At 69.8% G+C, this 18,703-nt stretch carries 1 protein-coding gene (only partly in view); it reads right to left on the reverse strand.

Features of this window, described 5'->3' with window-relative positions:
- Window positions 1–18,703, reverse strand: the 3' end of a protein-coding gene (locus tag DMB37_RS16635; RefSeq protein ID WP_135233501.1) for a non-ribosomal peptide synthase/polyketide synthase. 25,121 nt of this gene lie beyond the right edge of the window; 18,703 of the gene's 43,824 nt are visible here — the last part of the coding sequence; its start codon lies beyond the right edge, outside the window; the stop codon is at window positions 1–3.

Raw genomic sequence — 18,703 nt, forward strand, 5'->3', positions numbered from 1 at the left:
CTACTCCGCGATCACGATCTTGATCTCGGCGTCCGCCGCGTCGGTTGCGTCACCCGGGGTGACGAACCAGTGGCTGACCTCGCCGTCGGCGAGGTCGGCGGGGATGTCGCCGGTCGGCAGGACCGAGAGGGCGCCCGCGGTGGCCGAGGCCAGGAACTCGAGCATGGCCGCGCGGCCGGAGGGGGCCGTGGTGTACGTGGTCGACTCGTAGTCGACGCCGTACTCCTCGCGGACGTGTTCGGCCTGGGCCAGCGCCTCGGTCTGGGTGACCGCGAGCACGCCGTCCCCGGTCGGCACGACGAAGGCCGGGTGGTCTTCGCCGAGCGGGCGGACCCGGTCCGCGTAGGAGACCGGGTGCGACGGCGCCGCGACCAGGTCGGCCTGCGTCCGCGGCTCGGACGGGACCAGCCATTGGATCGGGCTGTCCGGCACCGGGTTCGGCGTGATGCCGAAGGTGGCGCCGGCGCCGGCCATCTCGTCGGCGGACAGGTCGCCGGCGAACAGCAGTGCCGCACCGGCCTTCTGCACCGCCCAGGCCGCGATCACCGCGTCCAGCGAACGCGGCAGCGCCACCGCGACGATGTCGCCCGGCCCCGCACCGCGATCGATGAGCACCCGCGCCAACTGCGAGGAGCGGCGATCCAGTACGTGGTAAGCGATTTCGTCGCCGTCGGCGAGCAGCGCGGGCGCCTCCGGATCCTCCTCGACCACCTCGGCGAGCACCTTGGCGACCGTGTGCGCGCCGACCCGGCCCGCCGGTTCCGGCGTGGCAGCCGTTGCCGTGATGCCGGATTCGGCGAGCAGGCGAGCCCGCTCACCGGCATCGAGGATGTCGATGTCGCCGACCAGCCCGTCCGGATCACCGAGCAGCGCCTCGAGCACGCGGATCAACCGCGCGGACATGATCTCCACCTCGTCGGCGGTGAACCGGCTGCCCAGGTACTTCAGCGTCAGTTCGATCGTCGACTCGGCGGTCACCAGCAGCGTCAGCGGGTAGTGGGTGGCGTCGTTGACGCCGACACCGGTCACCGACATGCCGTCGATGGAGCTGGCGGCCGAAATGGCCTCCTTGTCCATCGGATACGACTCGAACACCAGCAGCGTGTCGAACAGCGATCCGGTGCCCGCCACCCGCTGGATATCGGTGAGCCCCACGTAGTGGTGCTCGAGCAGGTCCGCTTGATCGTGCTGCAACCGCTCCAGCAGCTTGCCGATGGTCTGGCGGTCATCGATGCGCAGCCGCACCGGCAGCGTGTTGATGAACAGGCCGACCATCGACTCCACACCGGGCAGTTCGGCGGGCCGACCGGAGACGGTGGCGCCGAACACCACATCGCCACGGCCGGTGAGCCGTCCGAGCAGGATGCCCCAGGCCGCCTGCACCAGCGTGTTCACCGTGACGCCCAATTCGGCGGCGTGCTTGGTGAGCCGGCGCGTCCGGTCCGCGTCGAGTTCGGTGATCTGCTTGCCGATCTCGTACTGCTCGGCCGAACGCGGTTGCGGCGCCAGCAGCGTCGGCTCGGCCACGCCGTCGAGCGCGGTCGCCCACGCCCGCAGCGAGGCCTCGCGGTCGCGCCCGGCCAGCCAGCCGAGGAAGTTGCGGTACGAGGCCACCCGCGGCAACGCGGACGTATCACCGCGAACCGCGTAGAGCACCAGCAGATCCCGCATCAGCAGTGGCATCGACCAGCCATCCAACAGGATGTGGTGCGTGGTGATCGCCAAGTGCCACTGACTCTCCGCACTGCGGAACAAGGTGAACCGCAGCAGCGGCGGCACCGCCATGTCGAAGTGCGTCGCCTGATCGGCCGCGACCTGCCTGCGCAGTTCCGCGGTCCGCTGCTCGGCGGGCAGGTCGGTGAGATCCACCTCGCGCCACGGCGCTTCGATCCGATCCAGCACGACCTGCACGGCCTGCCCGTCGGAGTCGGTCACGAACGCGGTGCGCAGGTTCGGGTAGCGGTCGATGATGCCCTGCGCCGCCGCGTGCAACCGGTCGACGTCCAGTGTGCCGCCAAGGTCGACCACGGCCTGCATGGTGTACACGTCGACCGTCGCCTGGGTCATCATCGCGTGGAACAGCAGACCGGACTGCAACGGCGAGAGCGGCCACACCTCGGCCAGCGCCGGGTAGTTCCGTTCCCACAGTTCGATATCGGTCTGGCCGACCCGCACCAGCGACATGTCGGACGGGGTGAAGCCACCCGCGTCCGGCCTGCGCGCGTGCGTGGCCAGTGCGGTGAGCGCGGCGACCCAGTGGTCGGCGAACTCCTGCACCTGTTCCCTGGTCAGCAACCCGGTCGGGAAGGCGAACGCGGCGCCGAGTTCCGGTCCGTCCGCGCCGTCGGTGACGATCGCGTTGATGTCGATCGTCGCGTTGGCGGGCATGTCGAGATCCATGTCGCCGTCGAGCTGACCGAGGTCCGACACCGGCACCCAGCCGATCTCGGCGAGCTGCTCCGGGATCTCCCCGGCCGACATCCGGCCCAGATAGTTGAAGCTGATCTGGCCCGCGGCACCGAGCCGCTGACCGGTCGCCTGGTTCAGGTAGCGCAGCAGGCCGTAGCCGAGGCCCTTGTCCGGCACCCCGAGCAGTTGCTCCTTGATCGACTTCACGATCTCGCCGAGCGCGGCGCCACCGGCGAAGGCGTCGGACAAGTCGGCATCGCCGAGGTCGAGCCGGACCGGGTAGGCCGTGGTGAACCAGCCGACCGTGCGCGAAAGATCCGCGCCCGGTACAACTTCCTCTTCACGACCGTGGCCTTCGAGCTTGACCAGCGCCGCCGAACCGGTACCGCGCCAGCGCGCGACCGCCATGGCCAGCGCGGACAGCAGCCCGTCGTTCACGCCGCCGCGGTAGAGGCCGGGGATCGCGGTGAGCACCGCGTCGGTGACCTCGGCGGGCAGCGTGACCTCGACCCGCTCGACCGTGGCGAACGTATCGACCGCGGGGTCGAACGGCCGCGCACCGATCAGCGGATCCGGCGTCGTCGAAACCTGTTGCCAGAACGGCAGTTCCGCGACCCGTGCGGGCGAGGACGCGGCCTCAACCAGGCTGTGCGCCCAGCGCCGCATCGAGGTGCCGTTGGCGGGCAGCGCGACCTGCTGACCGGCGGCCAGCTGCGACCACGCGACCGCGAAGTCCGGAATCAGGATGCGCCAGGACACGCCGTCGACCACGAAGTGGTGCGCGACGATGAGCAGCACGTCGCGCCGCTCGCCCTCGAAGGCGAACCAGATGAACTGCGCCATCACCGCATTCGCCGGATCCAACCGGCCGAGCGCGGCATCGAACGCCGCGCTGCCGACCCGCTTCAGCTCCGCGTCGTCGACGTCGGCGGCGAGATCGACCCGATGCACCATCGCAGCCACGTCGACCGCGCCGGGCGCCAGCGCCTCGAACGCCCACTGATCGTCGGTGCGGCGCAAGCGGGTCCGCAGCACGTCGTGGTGGTCGAACACCGCGGCGATGGTCCCGACGAGCGTCGTCCGGTCGATGCCGTCCGGCAGTCGCAGCGCCATCGTCTGCGAGAAGCGCTCGTAGGACGAGCCACTCGCCAGGATCTGCGTCATGATCGGCGTCAGCGGGATCTCGCCGACACCGCCGCCGGGCAGCTCGTCCAGCTTCACCTGTTCCGAACCCGCACCGAGGGTGGCGATTTCGGCGAGCGAGGCCACACTGCGCCGCTCGAACACCTCGCGCGGGGAGAACATTACGCCGCGGGCCTTGGCCCGCGAGACCAGCTGGATGGACAGGATGCTGTCGCCGCCGAGCGCGAAGAACGAGTCGTCCAGGCCGATCTGCTCGACCCCGAGCACCTCGGCGAACACCTCGGCGATGACCGCCTCGACCTCGCTGGCCGGTGCGCGGAACTCGCGCGGCGCAAGCACCGGCTCGGGCAGCGCCTTTCGATCGAGCTTGCCGACCGGGGTCAGCGGGATCTCGTCGAGCACCATGATCGCCGAGGGCACCATGTGCGGCGGCAGACTCCGCGCGGCGTGCTCGTTGAGCCTGGCCGTGTCGATCTCGTGGCCGGGCACCGCGAGCACGTAGGACACCAGAATCGTGGCGCCCGCCGCGGTCTGCTTGCCCAGCGTGATCGAGAACTCGACGTCCTCGTGGGCGGCCAGCACGGTGTCGATCTCGCCGAGCTCGATGCGGAAGCCGCGGATCTTCACCTGGAAGTCCGAGCGGCCGACGTAGTCCAGCTCCCAGCGCACCTCGGGCACCGCGGCATTACCCGCGCGCTCGCCCGGCTCGGCGAACCAGCGCACCACGTCACCGGTGCGGTACATCCGCGCGCCCTCGTTGCTCCACGGGTTGGCGACGAATCGCTCCGCGGTCAGGTCGGGGCGGTTGTGGTAGCCACGCGCCACCGCGCCACCGGCGAGGTAGAGCTCGCCGGCGACACCCGGCGGCACCGGGTTGAGGCGCGCGTCGAGCACCAGCGCGGACATGCCGCGCACCGGAAGGCCGATGGTGACGTGCCGTCCCGGGGTGAGGCTGGCGTAGGACGAGATGATCGTCGTCTCGGTCGGGCCGTAGGCATTGAAGTACTTCCGGCCCGGGTACCACTTGGCCAGCAGCTCCGGCGTGGTGACGTCGCCACCGACGGAGACGACCTCGAGCGCGTCCAGGTCCGCCGGGTCCACCGTGCCGAGCACGGCGGGGGTGATGATCGTGTGCGTCACCCGCTCGGTGCGCAGCAGCTCCGCCAGATCCGGGCCACCGATGATGGTCGACGGCACGATCACCAGCGTGGCGCCGGTGTAGGCGGCACACAGCCACTCGAGCACCGACGGGTCGAAACTCGGCGAGCAGATGTGCAGGAAGCGGTGGTGCGCCTCGAGCTGGTACAGATCGGTGGCGACACCGACCAGGCCACCCATGCCCGCATGGGTCACCGTGACGCCCTTGGGCATACCCGTCGAACCCGACGTGTAGATGACGTACACGGGGTGCCGCATCGCCAGCGAGGAGATCCGGTCCGCGTCGGTCACCGACTCCGGCGACTTCGCCTCGATCTGCTCGTCCAGCGCGGCATCGTCGAGCCGCAGCCATTCGACGTCGCGCGGCAGCCGATCCACGTACTCGCTCGCGGTGATACCGATGACCGCGCCGGAGTCGTTGATCATGTGCCGCATGCGGTCTTCGGGGTAGGTCGGGTCGACCGGCACGTGCGCGCCGCCCGCCTTCGCCACCGCCCAGAACGCCGCGACCATCTCGTAGGAACGCGGGAACGACAGCGCCACAATGCGTTCCGGACCGACACCGCGGTCGATCAGCACCCGCGCCAGCCGCGACGAGTACTCGTCGAGCTCGCGGTAGGTGATCGAACGACCCAGGTAGCGGACCGCGATCTGGTCCGGGTTCAGCTGCGCGCCGCGCTGCAGCAGATCCGGCAGCAGCCCGGTGGCCATCACGTCTTCACCGTGCACGTGCGTCAACAGGTCGTACTCGGCCTCGTCGAGCAGCGGCAGATCGCCGACCGGTGTCTCGCGGTCGCCGGCGATCGCGTCGAGCAGCCTGGTGAAGCGCTGCGCGAAGACCTCGACGGTCGCGTCGTCGAACAGGTCACGGGCGAAGGAGAACTCGGCGTACATGCCCGCGCTGTCGGCGGCCGGGGCCTCCCGGATCGTCAGCGACAGATCGAACTTCGCCGTGTCGACGTCGAAATCGACCGCGCCCACATGCAATCCGGGTAGTTCGAAGCTGGTCTCCGGCAGGTTCTCGAACGACAGCGCCACCTGGAACAGCGGGTGCCGTGCGGTCGAGCGCTCCGGGTTGAGCAGCTCGACCAGCCGCTCGAACGGCAGGTCGGCATGCGCGAACGCCTGCAGGTCCGCGTCCTTCGTCCTGGCGAGCAACTGCCCGAAGGTGAGGTCGCCCTCCACGTGGGAACGCAGCACCAGCGTGTTGACGAACATGCCGATCACGTCGTCGAGCTCGGCCTCGCCACGACCGGCCACCGGCGTGCCGATGGCGATGTCGTCGGTGCCCGACATCCGCGCCAGGAACAGCGCGAGCGCGGCGTGCACCAGCATGAACATCGTCGCGTTCTGCTCGCGGGCGACCTCGGTGAGCCGTCGGTGCAGCTCGCCGTCGATCGGGAACACCACGCGCCCACCGGCGAACGACTGGGTCGTCGGCCTGGTCCGGTCGGCGGGCAGGTTGAGCTCGTCGGGCAGCCCGGCCAGCGTGCTGCGCCAGTACTCGGCCTGCTGCGAGATCAGGCTCTCCGGATCGGTCTCCGAGCCGAGCACATCGCGCTGCCAGAGGCTGAAGTCGGCGTACTGCACCGGCAGCGGCGCCCAGCCCGGCGGCACGCCGGCCGAGCGGGCCGCGTAGGCCAGCATCACATCGCGGGTCAGCGGGCCCATCGACCAGCCGTCGGCGCTGATGTGGTGCACGACGAACACCAGCACGTATTCACCGTCGTGGATCCGGAACAGCTTGGCCCGCAACGGAATTTCCGCGGTGACGTCGAACCCGGCCGTGATGACGTCGATGATCCGCTGCTGAATGTCTTCGACGGCAACGTTTTCCGGCGTCAGATCCGGCACCGACTGTTCGGCGGGCAGGATCACCTGGTTGGCCGCGCGACCCCGCTCCGGGTACACCGTACGCAGCGTCTCGTGCCTGGCGATGACATCGCCGACGGCCGCTTGCAGCGCGGCGACGTCGAGCTCGCCGGTGAGCCGCACCGCGACCGGGATGTTGTTGACCGCTGAGGCGGTGTCGAACTGGTTCAAGAACCACATCCGCTGCTGCGCCAGCGACAGCGGAATCTGCTCCGGACGCTGGCCCGCCACGAGGGCGCGGCGGCCACCGGCACCGGCGTGCTGCTCGACCTTCACGGCCAGACCGGACACGGTGGACGCCTCGAACAGCGCGCGCACCGGTACCCGAGCGTCGAGCGCGGCACCGATGCGGGCGGCGACCTGCGTGGCCAGCAGCGAGTTACCACCGAGGCCGAAGAAGTCGTCATCGGCACCGACCCGCTCGACACCGAGCACCTCGGCATACACCGACGCCACGATCTCCTCGATCGGCGTCGACGGAGCACGGAACACCTGAGCCTCGAACTCCGGCTCCGGCAACGCCTTCCGATCCAACTTGCCGTTCACATTGAGCGGCAACGCATCCAACACCACGAACGCCGACGGCACCATGTACGACGGCAAACCATCGATGAGCGCCGACTTCACCTGCGCCACATCGACAGCACCGTCGGACGGCACCAAGTAGGCAACCAGACGATCACCGGTCTTGGGATCCGACTTGGCGACCACCGCGGTCTGCGCGATCTCCGGCAACGCCAGCAGCGCGGCCTCGATCTCACCCAACTCGATCCGGAAACCACGAATCTTCACCTGGAAGTCGGTGCGGCCCCGGTACTCCAGCTCACCGGAGGCGTTCCACGCCACCAAGTCACCGGTGCGGTACATCCGCTCACCGGTCTGGAACGGATTGGCCACGAACCGATCCGACGTCAGATCCGCCCGGCCGAAGTAACCACGCGCGAGCTGCGCACCAGCGAGGTACAGCTCACCCGCGACACCGTCCGGCACCGGCCGCAGCCGCGAATCCAGCACGTAGACCTGGCTGTTCCACTCGGGCAGGCCGATGGACACCGAGGTCTCGTCCGCCCTGGTCACCCGATGGCTGGTGATGGACACCGCGGCCTCGGTCGGGCCGTACAGGTTGAACAGCTCGGTGCGGGAGTGCTCCCGCACGAACCGCTGCGCCAGCGCGCCCGGCAGCGCCTCACCGATCGCCAGCACCCGCCACAGCGAGTTCGGGAAGTCACCCGCGGTGAGCGCGTCGAGCATGGACGGCACGACATGGAGCGTGGTGACCCATTCACGAGCCATCAACTCGTTCAGGTACGCCGGATCCTGATGACCATCAGGCGCCGCGATGACCAGACGGCCACCGCACACCGCCGCCGACCAGAACTCCCACACCGAAAGATCGAACGTCGCAGCCGTCTTCAGCAGAATCGCATCCGCCGCATCCAACCCGAACTCAGTGACCTTCCACTGCAACTGATTCGCAATAGCCGCATGCGAAACCGCCACACCCTTCGGCCGACCCGTCGAACCCGACGTAAAGATCACATACGCCGTATTCGCCGGACGCAACGGCGCAATCCGATCGGCATCGCTGATCGGCGCCTTGTCCACCTCGGCCAGGTCCAGCTCATCGATCCGCACCAAAGGTGCGACATCGGTAGCGAACTCGGCCTCGGCGTTGGTCAGCACACACACCGGTGCCGCCGTTTCCAGGATGTAGCTCGTGCGTTCCGCAGCCTGCGCGGGATCCACCGGCACATACGCACCACCGGACTTCGCGACGGCGTACATCGCCACGATCAGATCCACCGAACGCCGGAAGGCCAGCGCGACCCGCGACTCCGGACCGACACCGATCGAGATCAGATGGCGCGCAAGACGATTCACCCGAGCATCGAGATCGGCATAGGTGATCGACGCACCGTCGGCGGTGACCAGCGCGACTTCCTTCGGACCGGCGGCCACCGAGGCATCGAGCAGCGACACCAGCGTCGCCGCCGAGTCCACCGCGTAGTCGGTCGCATTGCGGCCGCTCACCAGCTGGGTGCGCTCCGCGGCGTCGAGCAGTTCGATGTCGCCCACCGCGGTGCGCGGCGCGGCGACGATCTCTCCGAGCAGACGCGCGAACCGATCCACGAAGCCCTGCACCGTATCCCGATCGAACATGTCGGTCGCGTAGGTGAAGAAGCCGGTGATGCCCTCGGGATCGCCCGAGTCGCCGTAGCGGTCGGTCGCGATCAGGTGCAGATCGAACTGGGACAGCGCGGTGTCGATGTCGAGCCCGGACACCGTGAGGCCTGGCAGTTCCAGCCCGGCCTGCGCCAGGTTCTGGAACGACAGACCCACCTGGAACAGCGGATGCCGCGCGGTGGAGCGGACCGGGTTGAGCACCTCGACGAGGCGCTCGAACGGCACGTCGGCATTGGCGAAGGCCTGGATGTCGATCTCGCGTTGCCTGGCAAGCAGTTCGGTGAACGGCTCCCCGGCATCGACCTTGGTGCGGAACACCAGCGTATTGACGAACATGCCGATCAGGTCGTCCAGGACGGCCTCGCCACGGCCCGCCATCGGCGTGCCGATCGCGATGTCGTCGGTGCCGGACAGCCGGGCCAGCAGCACCGCGAGCGCGGTGTGCACGACCATGAACAGCGTCGCGCCCTCGGCCCTGGCCAGCTCGATCAACGCCTGATGCGTCGCGGCGTCGACGTGCAGCTCGACCTTGCCACCGGCGAAGGACTGCACCGCGGGGCGCGGGCGATCCGACGGCAGATCCAGCTGATCCGGCAGGTCCGCCAGCGCCTGGCGCCAGTAGGCGACCTGCTTGGCCGCCAGCGACTCCTGGTCGTCCTCGCTGCCGAGCAGCTCTCGCTGCCAGATGCTGTAGTCGGCGTACTGCACCTCGAGCGGCGCCCAGTTCGGAGCCTCGCCCGCCGAGCGCGCGGCGTAGGCGATCATCAGGTCGCGGGTCAGCGGGCCGACCGACGAACCGTCACCGGAGATGTGGTGCACGACCATGGCCAGGACGTACTCCACGTCCGGGGCGGGAGCGGAATCGGTCTGTTCCCCGGCGATCTGGAACAGCGCGACCTTCATCGGCACCTCGGTGGTGACGTCGAACATCGTCGAAGTCAGTGCCACCACGGCGGATTCGATCTGCGCGGGCGCGACCACGCGCACTTCCAAGCGCGGCACGGCCTGCGCGGGCGGCAGGATCACCTGCACCGGACCGCTGTCGGTCTGCGGGTAGATGGTGCGCAGGATCTCGTGCCTGCTCACCAGGTCCGCGATCGCGGCCCGCAGCGCGGCGACATCGAGGGCGCCGGTGAGCCGCACCGCGATCGGCACGTTGTACGCCGCCGACTGGGTGTCGAACCGGTTCAGGAACCACATGCGCTGCTGCGCGAGCGACAGCGGAATGTGTTCCGGGCGTGGGCCCGCCGTCAGCGCCTTGCGGCCACCGGCGTCGGCATGCTGCTCGACCCGGACCGCCAGCGCGGCGACGGTCGAGGCCTCGAACATCAACCGGACCGGCACCCGCGTGTTCAGCGCCTCGCCGAGGCGGGCGGCGACCTGGGTGGCCAGCAGCGAGTTACCGCCCCAGGCGAAGAAGTCGTCGTCCAGGCCGAGCCGCTTGGACTCCGCACCTTCCCGATCCGAGATGCGCAGCACGTCGGCGAAGGTGTTCGCCACGATCTGCTCGATCGGCGTCACCGGCGCGCGGAACACCGCCTTCTCGAAGGTGGGCGCGGGCAACGCCTTCCGGTCCAGCTTGCCGTTGGCGTTCAACGGCAGCGCGGGCAGCTCGACGAGCACCGACGGCACCATGTAGGACGGCAGCTCCGCGGCGAGCGCGGATTGCAGCCCGCGCTTGTCGAGCTGACCCGCCCGCGGCACGACGTAGGCGACGAGCCGGTCACCGATGTTCGGATCGGTGTGCGCGAGCACGGCGGCCGCGGTGATCGCCGACTGACGCAGCAGCGCGGCCTCGATCTCACCGAGCTCGATGCGGAAGCCACGGATCTTCACCTGGAAGTCGGTGCGGCCGCGGTAGTCCAGCTCACCGGAGGCGTTCCAGGCCACCAGGTCGCCGGTGCGGTACATCCGCTCGCCGGGTGCGCCGAACGGGTCTGCGACGAACCGGTCGGCGGTCAGCTCGGGCTTGCCGAAGTATCCGCGCGCCAATTGCGCACCGGCCAGATACAGCTCGCCGGAGACGCCGACCGGGACCGGACGCAGCCTGGTGTCGAGCACGTAGACGCGGCTGTTCCATTCCGGGGCGCCGATCGGCACCGAGACCTGATCGGCGTCGGTGACCAGGTGGCTGGTGATCGACACGGCGGCCTCGGTGGGGCCGTACAGGTTGTACAGCGACGCGGAGCGTCTCGTCGAGGGGTGGCGGTCGGGCGACGGGTGGGCGAGCTCGGCGGCGTTGTCGCGACGGAACCGCTGTGCGGTCGCCGCCGGCAGCGCCTCACCGATGGCGAGCACCCGGCGCAGCGACGGCGTCAGGCGGCCCGCGGCCTCGGTGAGCAGCGAGTCGAGCATCGACGGCACCACATGCAGGGTGGTGACGCCGGTGCCGCGCATCAGCTCGTTGAGGTAGGCCGGGTCGCGGTGGCCGTCGGCCGCCGAGATGACCAGGCGGCCGCCCGACGCGGCGGCGGTCCAGAATTCCCACACCGACAGGTCGAACGTCGCCGCGGTCTTCAGCAGGATCGCGTCGTCCGTGCCGAGGCCGAAGGTCGCGATCTCCCACTGCAACTGGTTGACGATCGCCGCGTGCGGAACCGCGACGCCCTTGGGCTGGCCGGTCGAGCCGGACGTGAAGATCACGTACGCGGTATGCGCCGGCGTCAGCGCGGCGCGGCGCTCGTCGCCGGTCACCGGACCGGCCGCGAACGTGCTCAGGTCGAGCGCGTCGAGCTGGACGACTTCGGTGGTGGCGGTGCGGAATCCGTCGCGACCGGTGGTCAGCACGCAGACCGGTGCCGCGGTGGCGAGGATGTAGTCGGTCCGCTCGGCGGGCTGGTCCGGATCGATGGGCACATACGCCGCACCGGATTTCGCGACCGCGTACATGGCGACGACCAGGTCGGTGGACCGGCGGATGGCCAGCGCCACCCGGTCCTCCGGGCCGATGCCGCGCTGGATCAGGTAGCGGGCCAGGCGGTTCACCCGGCGATCCAGCTCGGCGTAGGTAACTTCCTGCTGGCCGGTGGGGTCATCGGCGACGAGCGCGATCGAATCCGGTGCCGCGGCGACCGAGGCGTCCAGCAGCGACACCAGCGTCGCGGTCGGATCGACCTCGTGCGCGGTGTCGTTCCAGGTGCCCAAGATGCGCGTGTGCTCGTCGGCCGCGAGCAGGTCGATCTCGCCGACCGGCAGGGTGGCGTCGGCGACCACCGCGTCGAGCACCCGCACGAAGCGGTCCGCGAAGCCCTGGACCGTGTCCTCGTCGAACAGGTCGATGGCGTAACCGAATTCGGTGATGATCTCGGCGGGCGTGCCGTCCTCGGCGTACCGGTCGTAGAGCGTGACGTGCAGGTCGGTCTTGGCCAGCTGCGAGTCGAAGTTGACCGCGCTCACCGAGAGCCCGGGCAGTTCGAAGGTGGTCTCGGCCAGGTTCTGGAACGAAAGACCCACCTGGAACAGCGGATTGCGCGCGGTGGAGCGCACCGGGTTGAGCACCTCGACGAGCCGCTCGAACGGCACGTCCGCGTTGGCGAACGCCTCGAGATCGCGCTCCTTCACGTCGGCGAGCAGATCGGCGAACCGGTCGCCCGGCTGCACCCGGGTGCGGAACACCAGGGTGTTGACGAACATGCCGATCAGATCGTCGAGTTCGCGTTCACCGCGGCCCGCGATCGGGGTGCCGACCGCGATGTCGTCGGTGCCGGACAGGCGCGAGAGCAGCACGGCCAGCGCGGCGTGCACCACCATGAACAGCGACGCGTTGTTGGCGCGCGCCAGCTCGTGCAGGCGGGCGTGCCGCTCCGGGGAGATCTCGAAGCGAATCGCCTTGCCGTGGAACGACTGCGCGGGCGGGCGCGGCCGGTCGGCGGGCAGCTCCAGCTGATCGGGCAGCCCGGCCAGCGCGGTCTGCCAGTAGCCGACCTGCTGAGCGGCCAGGGATTCCGGATCGTCCTCCGAACCGAGCACCGCGCGCTGCCAGAGCGCGTAGTCGGCGTACTGCACCGGCAGCGGAAGCCACTGCGGCACTTCGCCTTGCGCACGGGCCACGTACGCGGCCATCACGTCGCGCGCCAGCGGTCCCATCGACGAGCCGTCCGCCGCCACGTGGTGCACGGTGAACGCGAGCACGTGCTCGTCCGGCGCGATCCGGAACAGCGCCACCGCCAGCGGCACCTCGACGGTGACGTCGAAGGTGGTCATCGCGAACGCGATCACCGCGTTGAGCAGCTCGTCCTCGGTGACGTCGACCGGGGTGAGCGCGGCAGCCGACTCGGCCGCCGGGCGGATCACCTGGTGCGGCCCCTCCGCGGAGCGCGGGTAGGTGGTGCGCAGCACCTCGTGGCGGGCGAACACGTCGCCGATCGCCTGCTCCAGCGCGGCGACATCGAGGGTGCCCGACAACCGCACCGCGAGCGGGATGTTGTCGACCGCCGAAGTGGCCGTGTCGAACTGGTTGAGGAACCAGTAGCGCTGCTGCGCGGGCGACAGCGGGATCCGATCCGGGCGCTCCCCCGTCTCCAGCTTGGGCCGGTGCCTGCCGGAGCCCGCGTTGCGCTCGACCCGGGTGGCCAGCGCGAACACCGTAGAGGCCTCGAACAGGTCGCGGACCGCCAGCTGGGTGTCCAGCGCGGCGCCGAGCCGCGCGGTCACCTGGGTGGCCAGCAGCGAGTTGCCGCCGAGCTCGAAGAAGTCGTCGTCCAGGCCGACCCTGGCGACGCCGAGCACGTCGCCGAAGGTGCCCGCGACGATCTCCTCGATCGGCGTGGACGGCGCCCGGAACACCTTGGCCTCGAACACCGGCGCGGGCAGCGCCTTGCGGTCCAGCTTGCCGGAGGCGTTGAGCGGGAACTCGTCCAGCACCACGAAGGCCGACGGCACCATGTACGCGGGCAGCTCGCCGCCGAGTTCGGTGCGCACACCGTCGATGTCGACCACATGGCCTGCCGTCGGCACGACGTAGCCGACCAGCTGATCGCCGAGGCGATCGTCCGAGCGCACGACCACCACGGCCTGCGCGATGGAATCCAGTGCGGTGAGCGCGGATTCGATCTCGCCGAGCTCGATCCGCAGACCGCGCAGCTTCACCTGGAAGTCGGTGCGGCCCAAGTACTCCAGCTCACCGCGCGGCGTCCAGGTAACGAGGTCACCGGTGCGGTACATCCGCTCGCCGTCCGCGCCGAACGGGTTGGCCACGAAGCGATCCGCGGTGAGCTCCGGACGCGCGACATAGCCGCGGGCCAGTTGCACACCGGCGAGGTACAGCTCACCCGCGACGCCGACCGGCACCGGGTGCAGCCGCGAATCCAGCACGTACACCTGGGTGTTGAACACCGGGGCGCCGATCGGCACGGACACCGCGTCGGCCTCGTCCACCTCGTGGAAGGTGACGTCGACGGCGGCCTCGGTCGGGCCGTACAGGTTGTGCAGGCGCGCACCGGTGAGTTCCTGCATCCGCTGCGCGGTGGCGGCGGGCAGCGCCTCACCGGAGGCGAAAACGTTGACCAGGCTGGTGCATTCGTCCGCCCGCTGCTCGGCGACGAACACCGAGAGCATCGACGGCACGAAGTGCGCGGTGGTGACCTCTTCGGCGGTGATCACCTGGATCAGGTACGCGGGATCGCGATGGCCGTCCGGCTTCGCGACGACCAGGCGGGCGCCGACCTGCAAGGGCCAGAAGAACTCCCACACCGACACGTCGAAGGTGGCGGGGGTCTTCTGCAACACCACATCGGTGGTTTCCAGGCGGTACTCGGCCTGCATCCACACCAGGCGGTTGACGATCGACCCGTGGCTGACCGCCACACCCTTCGGCCGACCGGTGGAACCGGAGGTGAAGATGACGTAGGCGGTGTTCGACGGGCGCAGCGGCGCACGGCGATCCGCGTCGGTCACCGGTGCGTCGGCGTAGTCCGACAACTCCAGGCCGTCGATGAGCACGGCCGGGGTCTGCCCGGCGTCGAACTCGTCCCGCGCGGTGGTCAGGACACACACCGGCTGGGCGGTATCGAGCACGTAGTGGGTGCGCTCGGCCGGATGATCCGGGTCCAGCGGCACATACGCGCCGCCGGCGACACTCACCGCGTACATGCCGACGACCAGCTCGATGGACCGGCGCATACCGAGCGCGACCATCGAATCCGGGCCGACACCCAGCGAGATCAGGTGCCGGGCAAGACGATTCACCCGCGCCGCGAACTCGGCATATGTCAGCGTGACGTAGTCACTCGATGAGGGGTGGTGGTCGGGCGACGGGTGGGCCAGAGTTGTCCCCTCGAAGGTCAGCGCCGGGGCATCGGGGGTCCTGGCGACCTGCGCCTCGAACATCGACACCAGCGTCGCCGTGTCGTCCACCGCATGCGCGGTGTCGTTCCAGCGCGCGACCACCTGGGCGTGTTCGGCCGAGTCCAGCAGCTCGACATCGCCGATCGCCACGGACGGGTCCGCGACGACGGCGGTCAGCAGCCGGACGAGCCGGTCCGCGACGCCCGCGATGGTGTCGGCGTCGAACATGTCCGTCGCATAGGCGAATTCGGCGGTCATGCCGTCGGCGGCGCCCTCGGCGTCGAACCGGTCGGACAGGCTCAGGTGCAGATCGAACTTGGCGGTCACCACGTCCAGCGGCACCCCGGCGACCTCCAGGCCGGGCAGCTCGAACGAGGCCTCCCCGGTGTTCTGGAACGACAGCATCACCTGGAACAGCGGATGCCGCGCCTGCGAACGGGCCGGGTTGAGGATCTCGACCAGCCGCTCGAAGGGCAGGTCCGCGTGCCCGAAGGCGGCGAGGTCGCGGTCCTTGGTGCGCGCGACCAGCTCCGCGAACGAGTCCGCCGGGTCGACCGCGCTGCGCAGCACGAGCGTGTTGACGAACATGCCGATGGCGTCGTCGAGCACGGCCTCACCACGACCGGCCACCGCGGTGCCGATGGCGATGTCGTCGCTGCCGGACAACCGGGCGAGCAGCGCGGCGAACGCGGCGTGCACCACCATGAACAGACTGGCGCCGTGCGCCCTGGCGAGCGCGTTCAGCTCCCGCACCAGCTGCGCGTCGAGCGAGAACTCGTACACGCCACCGCGATTGGACGCGACGGCGGGCCGCGAGCGGTCCGCGGGCAGGTCCAGCTGGTCGGGCAGCCCGGCCAGACTGTCGGACCAGTAGGCAACCTGCTGGGCGATCAGCGAGGCCGGATCATCCTCGGAGCCGAGGGTTTCGCGCTGCCACAGCGCGAAGTCGGCGTACTGCACCGGCAGCGGCGACCAGGCGGGCGCCTCGCCGCGCGAGCGGGCCGCGTAGGCGATCATCACGTCGCGGGCCAGCGGGCGCACCGACCAGCCGTCACCGGAGATGTGGTGCACCACGAAGACCAGCACGTGGGTGTCGGGCTGGGAGCCGTCCATCGAGCCCGCGACGCGGAACAGCTGGGCCCGCACCGGCACCTCGGTGGTGACGTCGAAGCCGGTCAGCACCAATTCGCTGACCCGCTCCTGGATTTCGGTCTCCGACACCTCGATCGGGGTCAGCTCGATGGTCTCCTGCCCGGCGGGCAGCACGACCTGAACACCTTGACCGTCGGCCGTTTCCGGGTAGACGGTGCGCAGCACCTCGTGCCGGTCGACCACGTCGGCGACGGCTTGGCGCAGCGCGTCGGTGTCCAGCGAGCCGGTCAGCCGGACCGCGAGCGGGATGTTGTTGACCGCGGTCTGGTTGTCGAACCGGTTGAGGAACCACATCCGCTGCTGCGCGAGCGACAACGGGATGCGGGCCGGACGCCGGCCTGCCACGAGTTCGCGGCGGCGACCGGTGCCCTGGTGGGCCTCCATCCGCGCGGCCAGCGCGGCGACGGTCGGCGCCTCGAACAGCATCCGCACCGGGACACGGGTGTCCAGTGCGGCGCCCAGGCGGGCGACCACCTGGGTGGCGATGAGTGAATTGCCGCCCAGATCGAAGAAGTCGTCGTCGAGGCCGACGGCGCGTTCGCCGTCGGTGCTGGTGAGACCGAGCACCTCGGCGAAGGTGTTGGCCACGATCTCTTCGATCGGAGTCGACGGGGCACGGAATTCCCGAGCCTCGAAGGCCGGTGCGGGCAGTGCGCGCCGGTCCAGCTTGCCGTTCGGGTTGAGCGGCATGGCGTCGAGCACCACGATCGCGGCGGGCACCATGTACGACGGCAGTCGGGTGGACAGGTGTGTCCTGAGGTCGTCCACGTCGACGGTGGTGCCGCCGACCGGCACGACATAGCCGACCAGCTGATCGCCGGTGTGCGCGTCCGAGCGCACCATGGCGACGGACTGGGCCACCGAATCGTGTGCGGCGAGCGCGGTTTCGATCTCACCGAGCTCGATCCGCAGGCCGCGCAGCTTCACCTGGAAGTCGGTGCGGCCGATGTACTCGATGGCGCCGGTGTCGTCGCGGGTCACGAGGTCACCGGTGCGGTACATCCGGGCGCCCGCGGCGCCGAACGGGTTGGCCACGAAGCGATCCGCGGTCAGGTCGGTGCGGCCGAAGTAGCCGCGCGCCAGCTGCGCACCGGCGAGGTACAGCTCGCCCGCGACGCCCGACGGCACCGGCTGCAGGCGCGAATCCAGCACGTACGCCTGGGCGTTCCACACCGGCAGGCCGATGGGCACCGCGCCGGTCACCTCGTCGGCGACCGGGCCGTGCGTGGCGTGCACGGTGAACTCCGTTGGCCCATACAAATTGAACAACTGCAGCGCGGAGCGCTTCGATGAGGGGTGGTGGTCGGGCGACGGGTGGGCCAGCTCGGCCGAGCTGACGCGGCGGATGGCGTCGACCGCTTCGGCGGTGAAGGCCTCACCGGCGACGAACAGCGTCCGCAGCGAGGCGAGCGCCGCACCGGCGCCGGTCGCGTCGACGTTTCCGGCGAAGACCGTCAGCATCGACGGCACGAACGAGGTCATGGTGACGCGCTCGGCGGCGATCACGTCCGCGAGGTACTGCGGATCGCGGTGACCGTCCGCGCTGGCCACCACGATGCGGCCGCCGGTGGTCATCGGGCCGAACAGCTCCCACACCGACACGTCGAAGGTGGCGGGCGTCTTGAACAGCACGACGTCGTCGGCGCCGATGCCGTACTCGCCGGTGATCCAGCGGATCTGGTTCACCACGGCGGCATGCGGCACCGCGACGCCCTTCGGGCGGCCGGTCGAGCCGGACGTGAAGATCACATACGCCGGGTGTTCCGGCCGCAGCGGCACGAGACGTTCGGCGTCGGTGACCGGCTCGTCCGAGTAACCGGACAGGTCGAGCTCATCGATCGACAGGGTGGTGCGGCCCTCGGCGTCGAACGCGTCGCGCGAGGTGGTCAGCACGCACACCGGGTCGGCCGAGTCGAGCACATAGTTCACCCGTTCGGCCGGCTGGTCGAGGTCCAGCGGCACGTAGCCGCCACCGGCCTCCTGCACCGCGTACGCGGCGACGACCAGGTCCACCGAGCGCCGCAGACCGAGGGCGACCAGGGTCTCCGGGCCGACCCCGGCTTCGATCAGCTTGCGCGCCAACCGGTGCACGCGGGCGCCGAATTCGGCGTAGGTGAGCGAAGTCCCGGTTGCCGGGTCTACTACTGCGACCGAGTCCGGGGTTGCCTGCGCCTGCGCGGCGAACTCGGCGACCAGGGTGGTCGGTGCGCCGAGGTCGTGCTCGGTGGCGTTCCAGCCGCGCAGCGCCTGCTCGGTCTCCAGCTCGTCCAGCAAGGAGATATCGCCGATCGGCCGATCCGGTTCGGCGGCAAGAGCTTTCAGCAGGCGGTGGAACCGCTGTCCGAGCTCCGCCATCGTTTCCGCGTCGAAAAGATCGGTGGCGTAGATGAATTCGGCACTGATACCCGCCGCAGCGGCACCCGTACCATTCGCCGGTTGGGTGGCGTTCTTCTCCGACAGCGTCAACTGCAGGTCGAACTTCGCCGTATCGATCGGCAGC

Source organism: Nocardia sp. CS682 (genome assembly GCF_004634405.1).
Taxonomy (GTDB): domain Bacteria; phylum Actinomycetota; class Actinomycetes; order Mycobacteriales; family Mycobacteriaceae; genus Nocardia; species Nocardia ninae.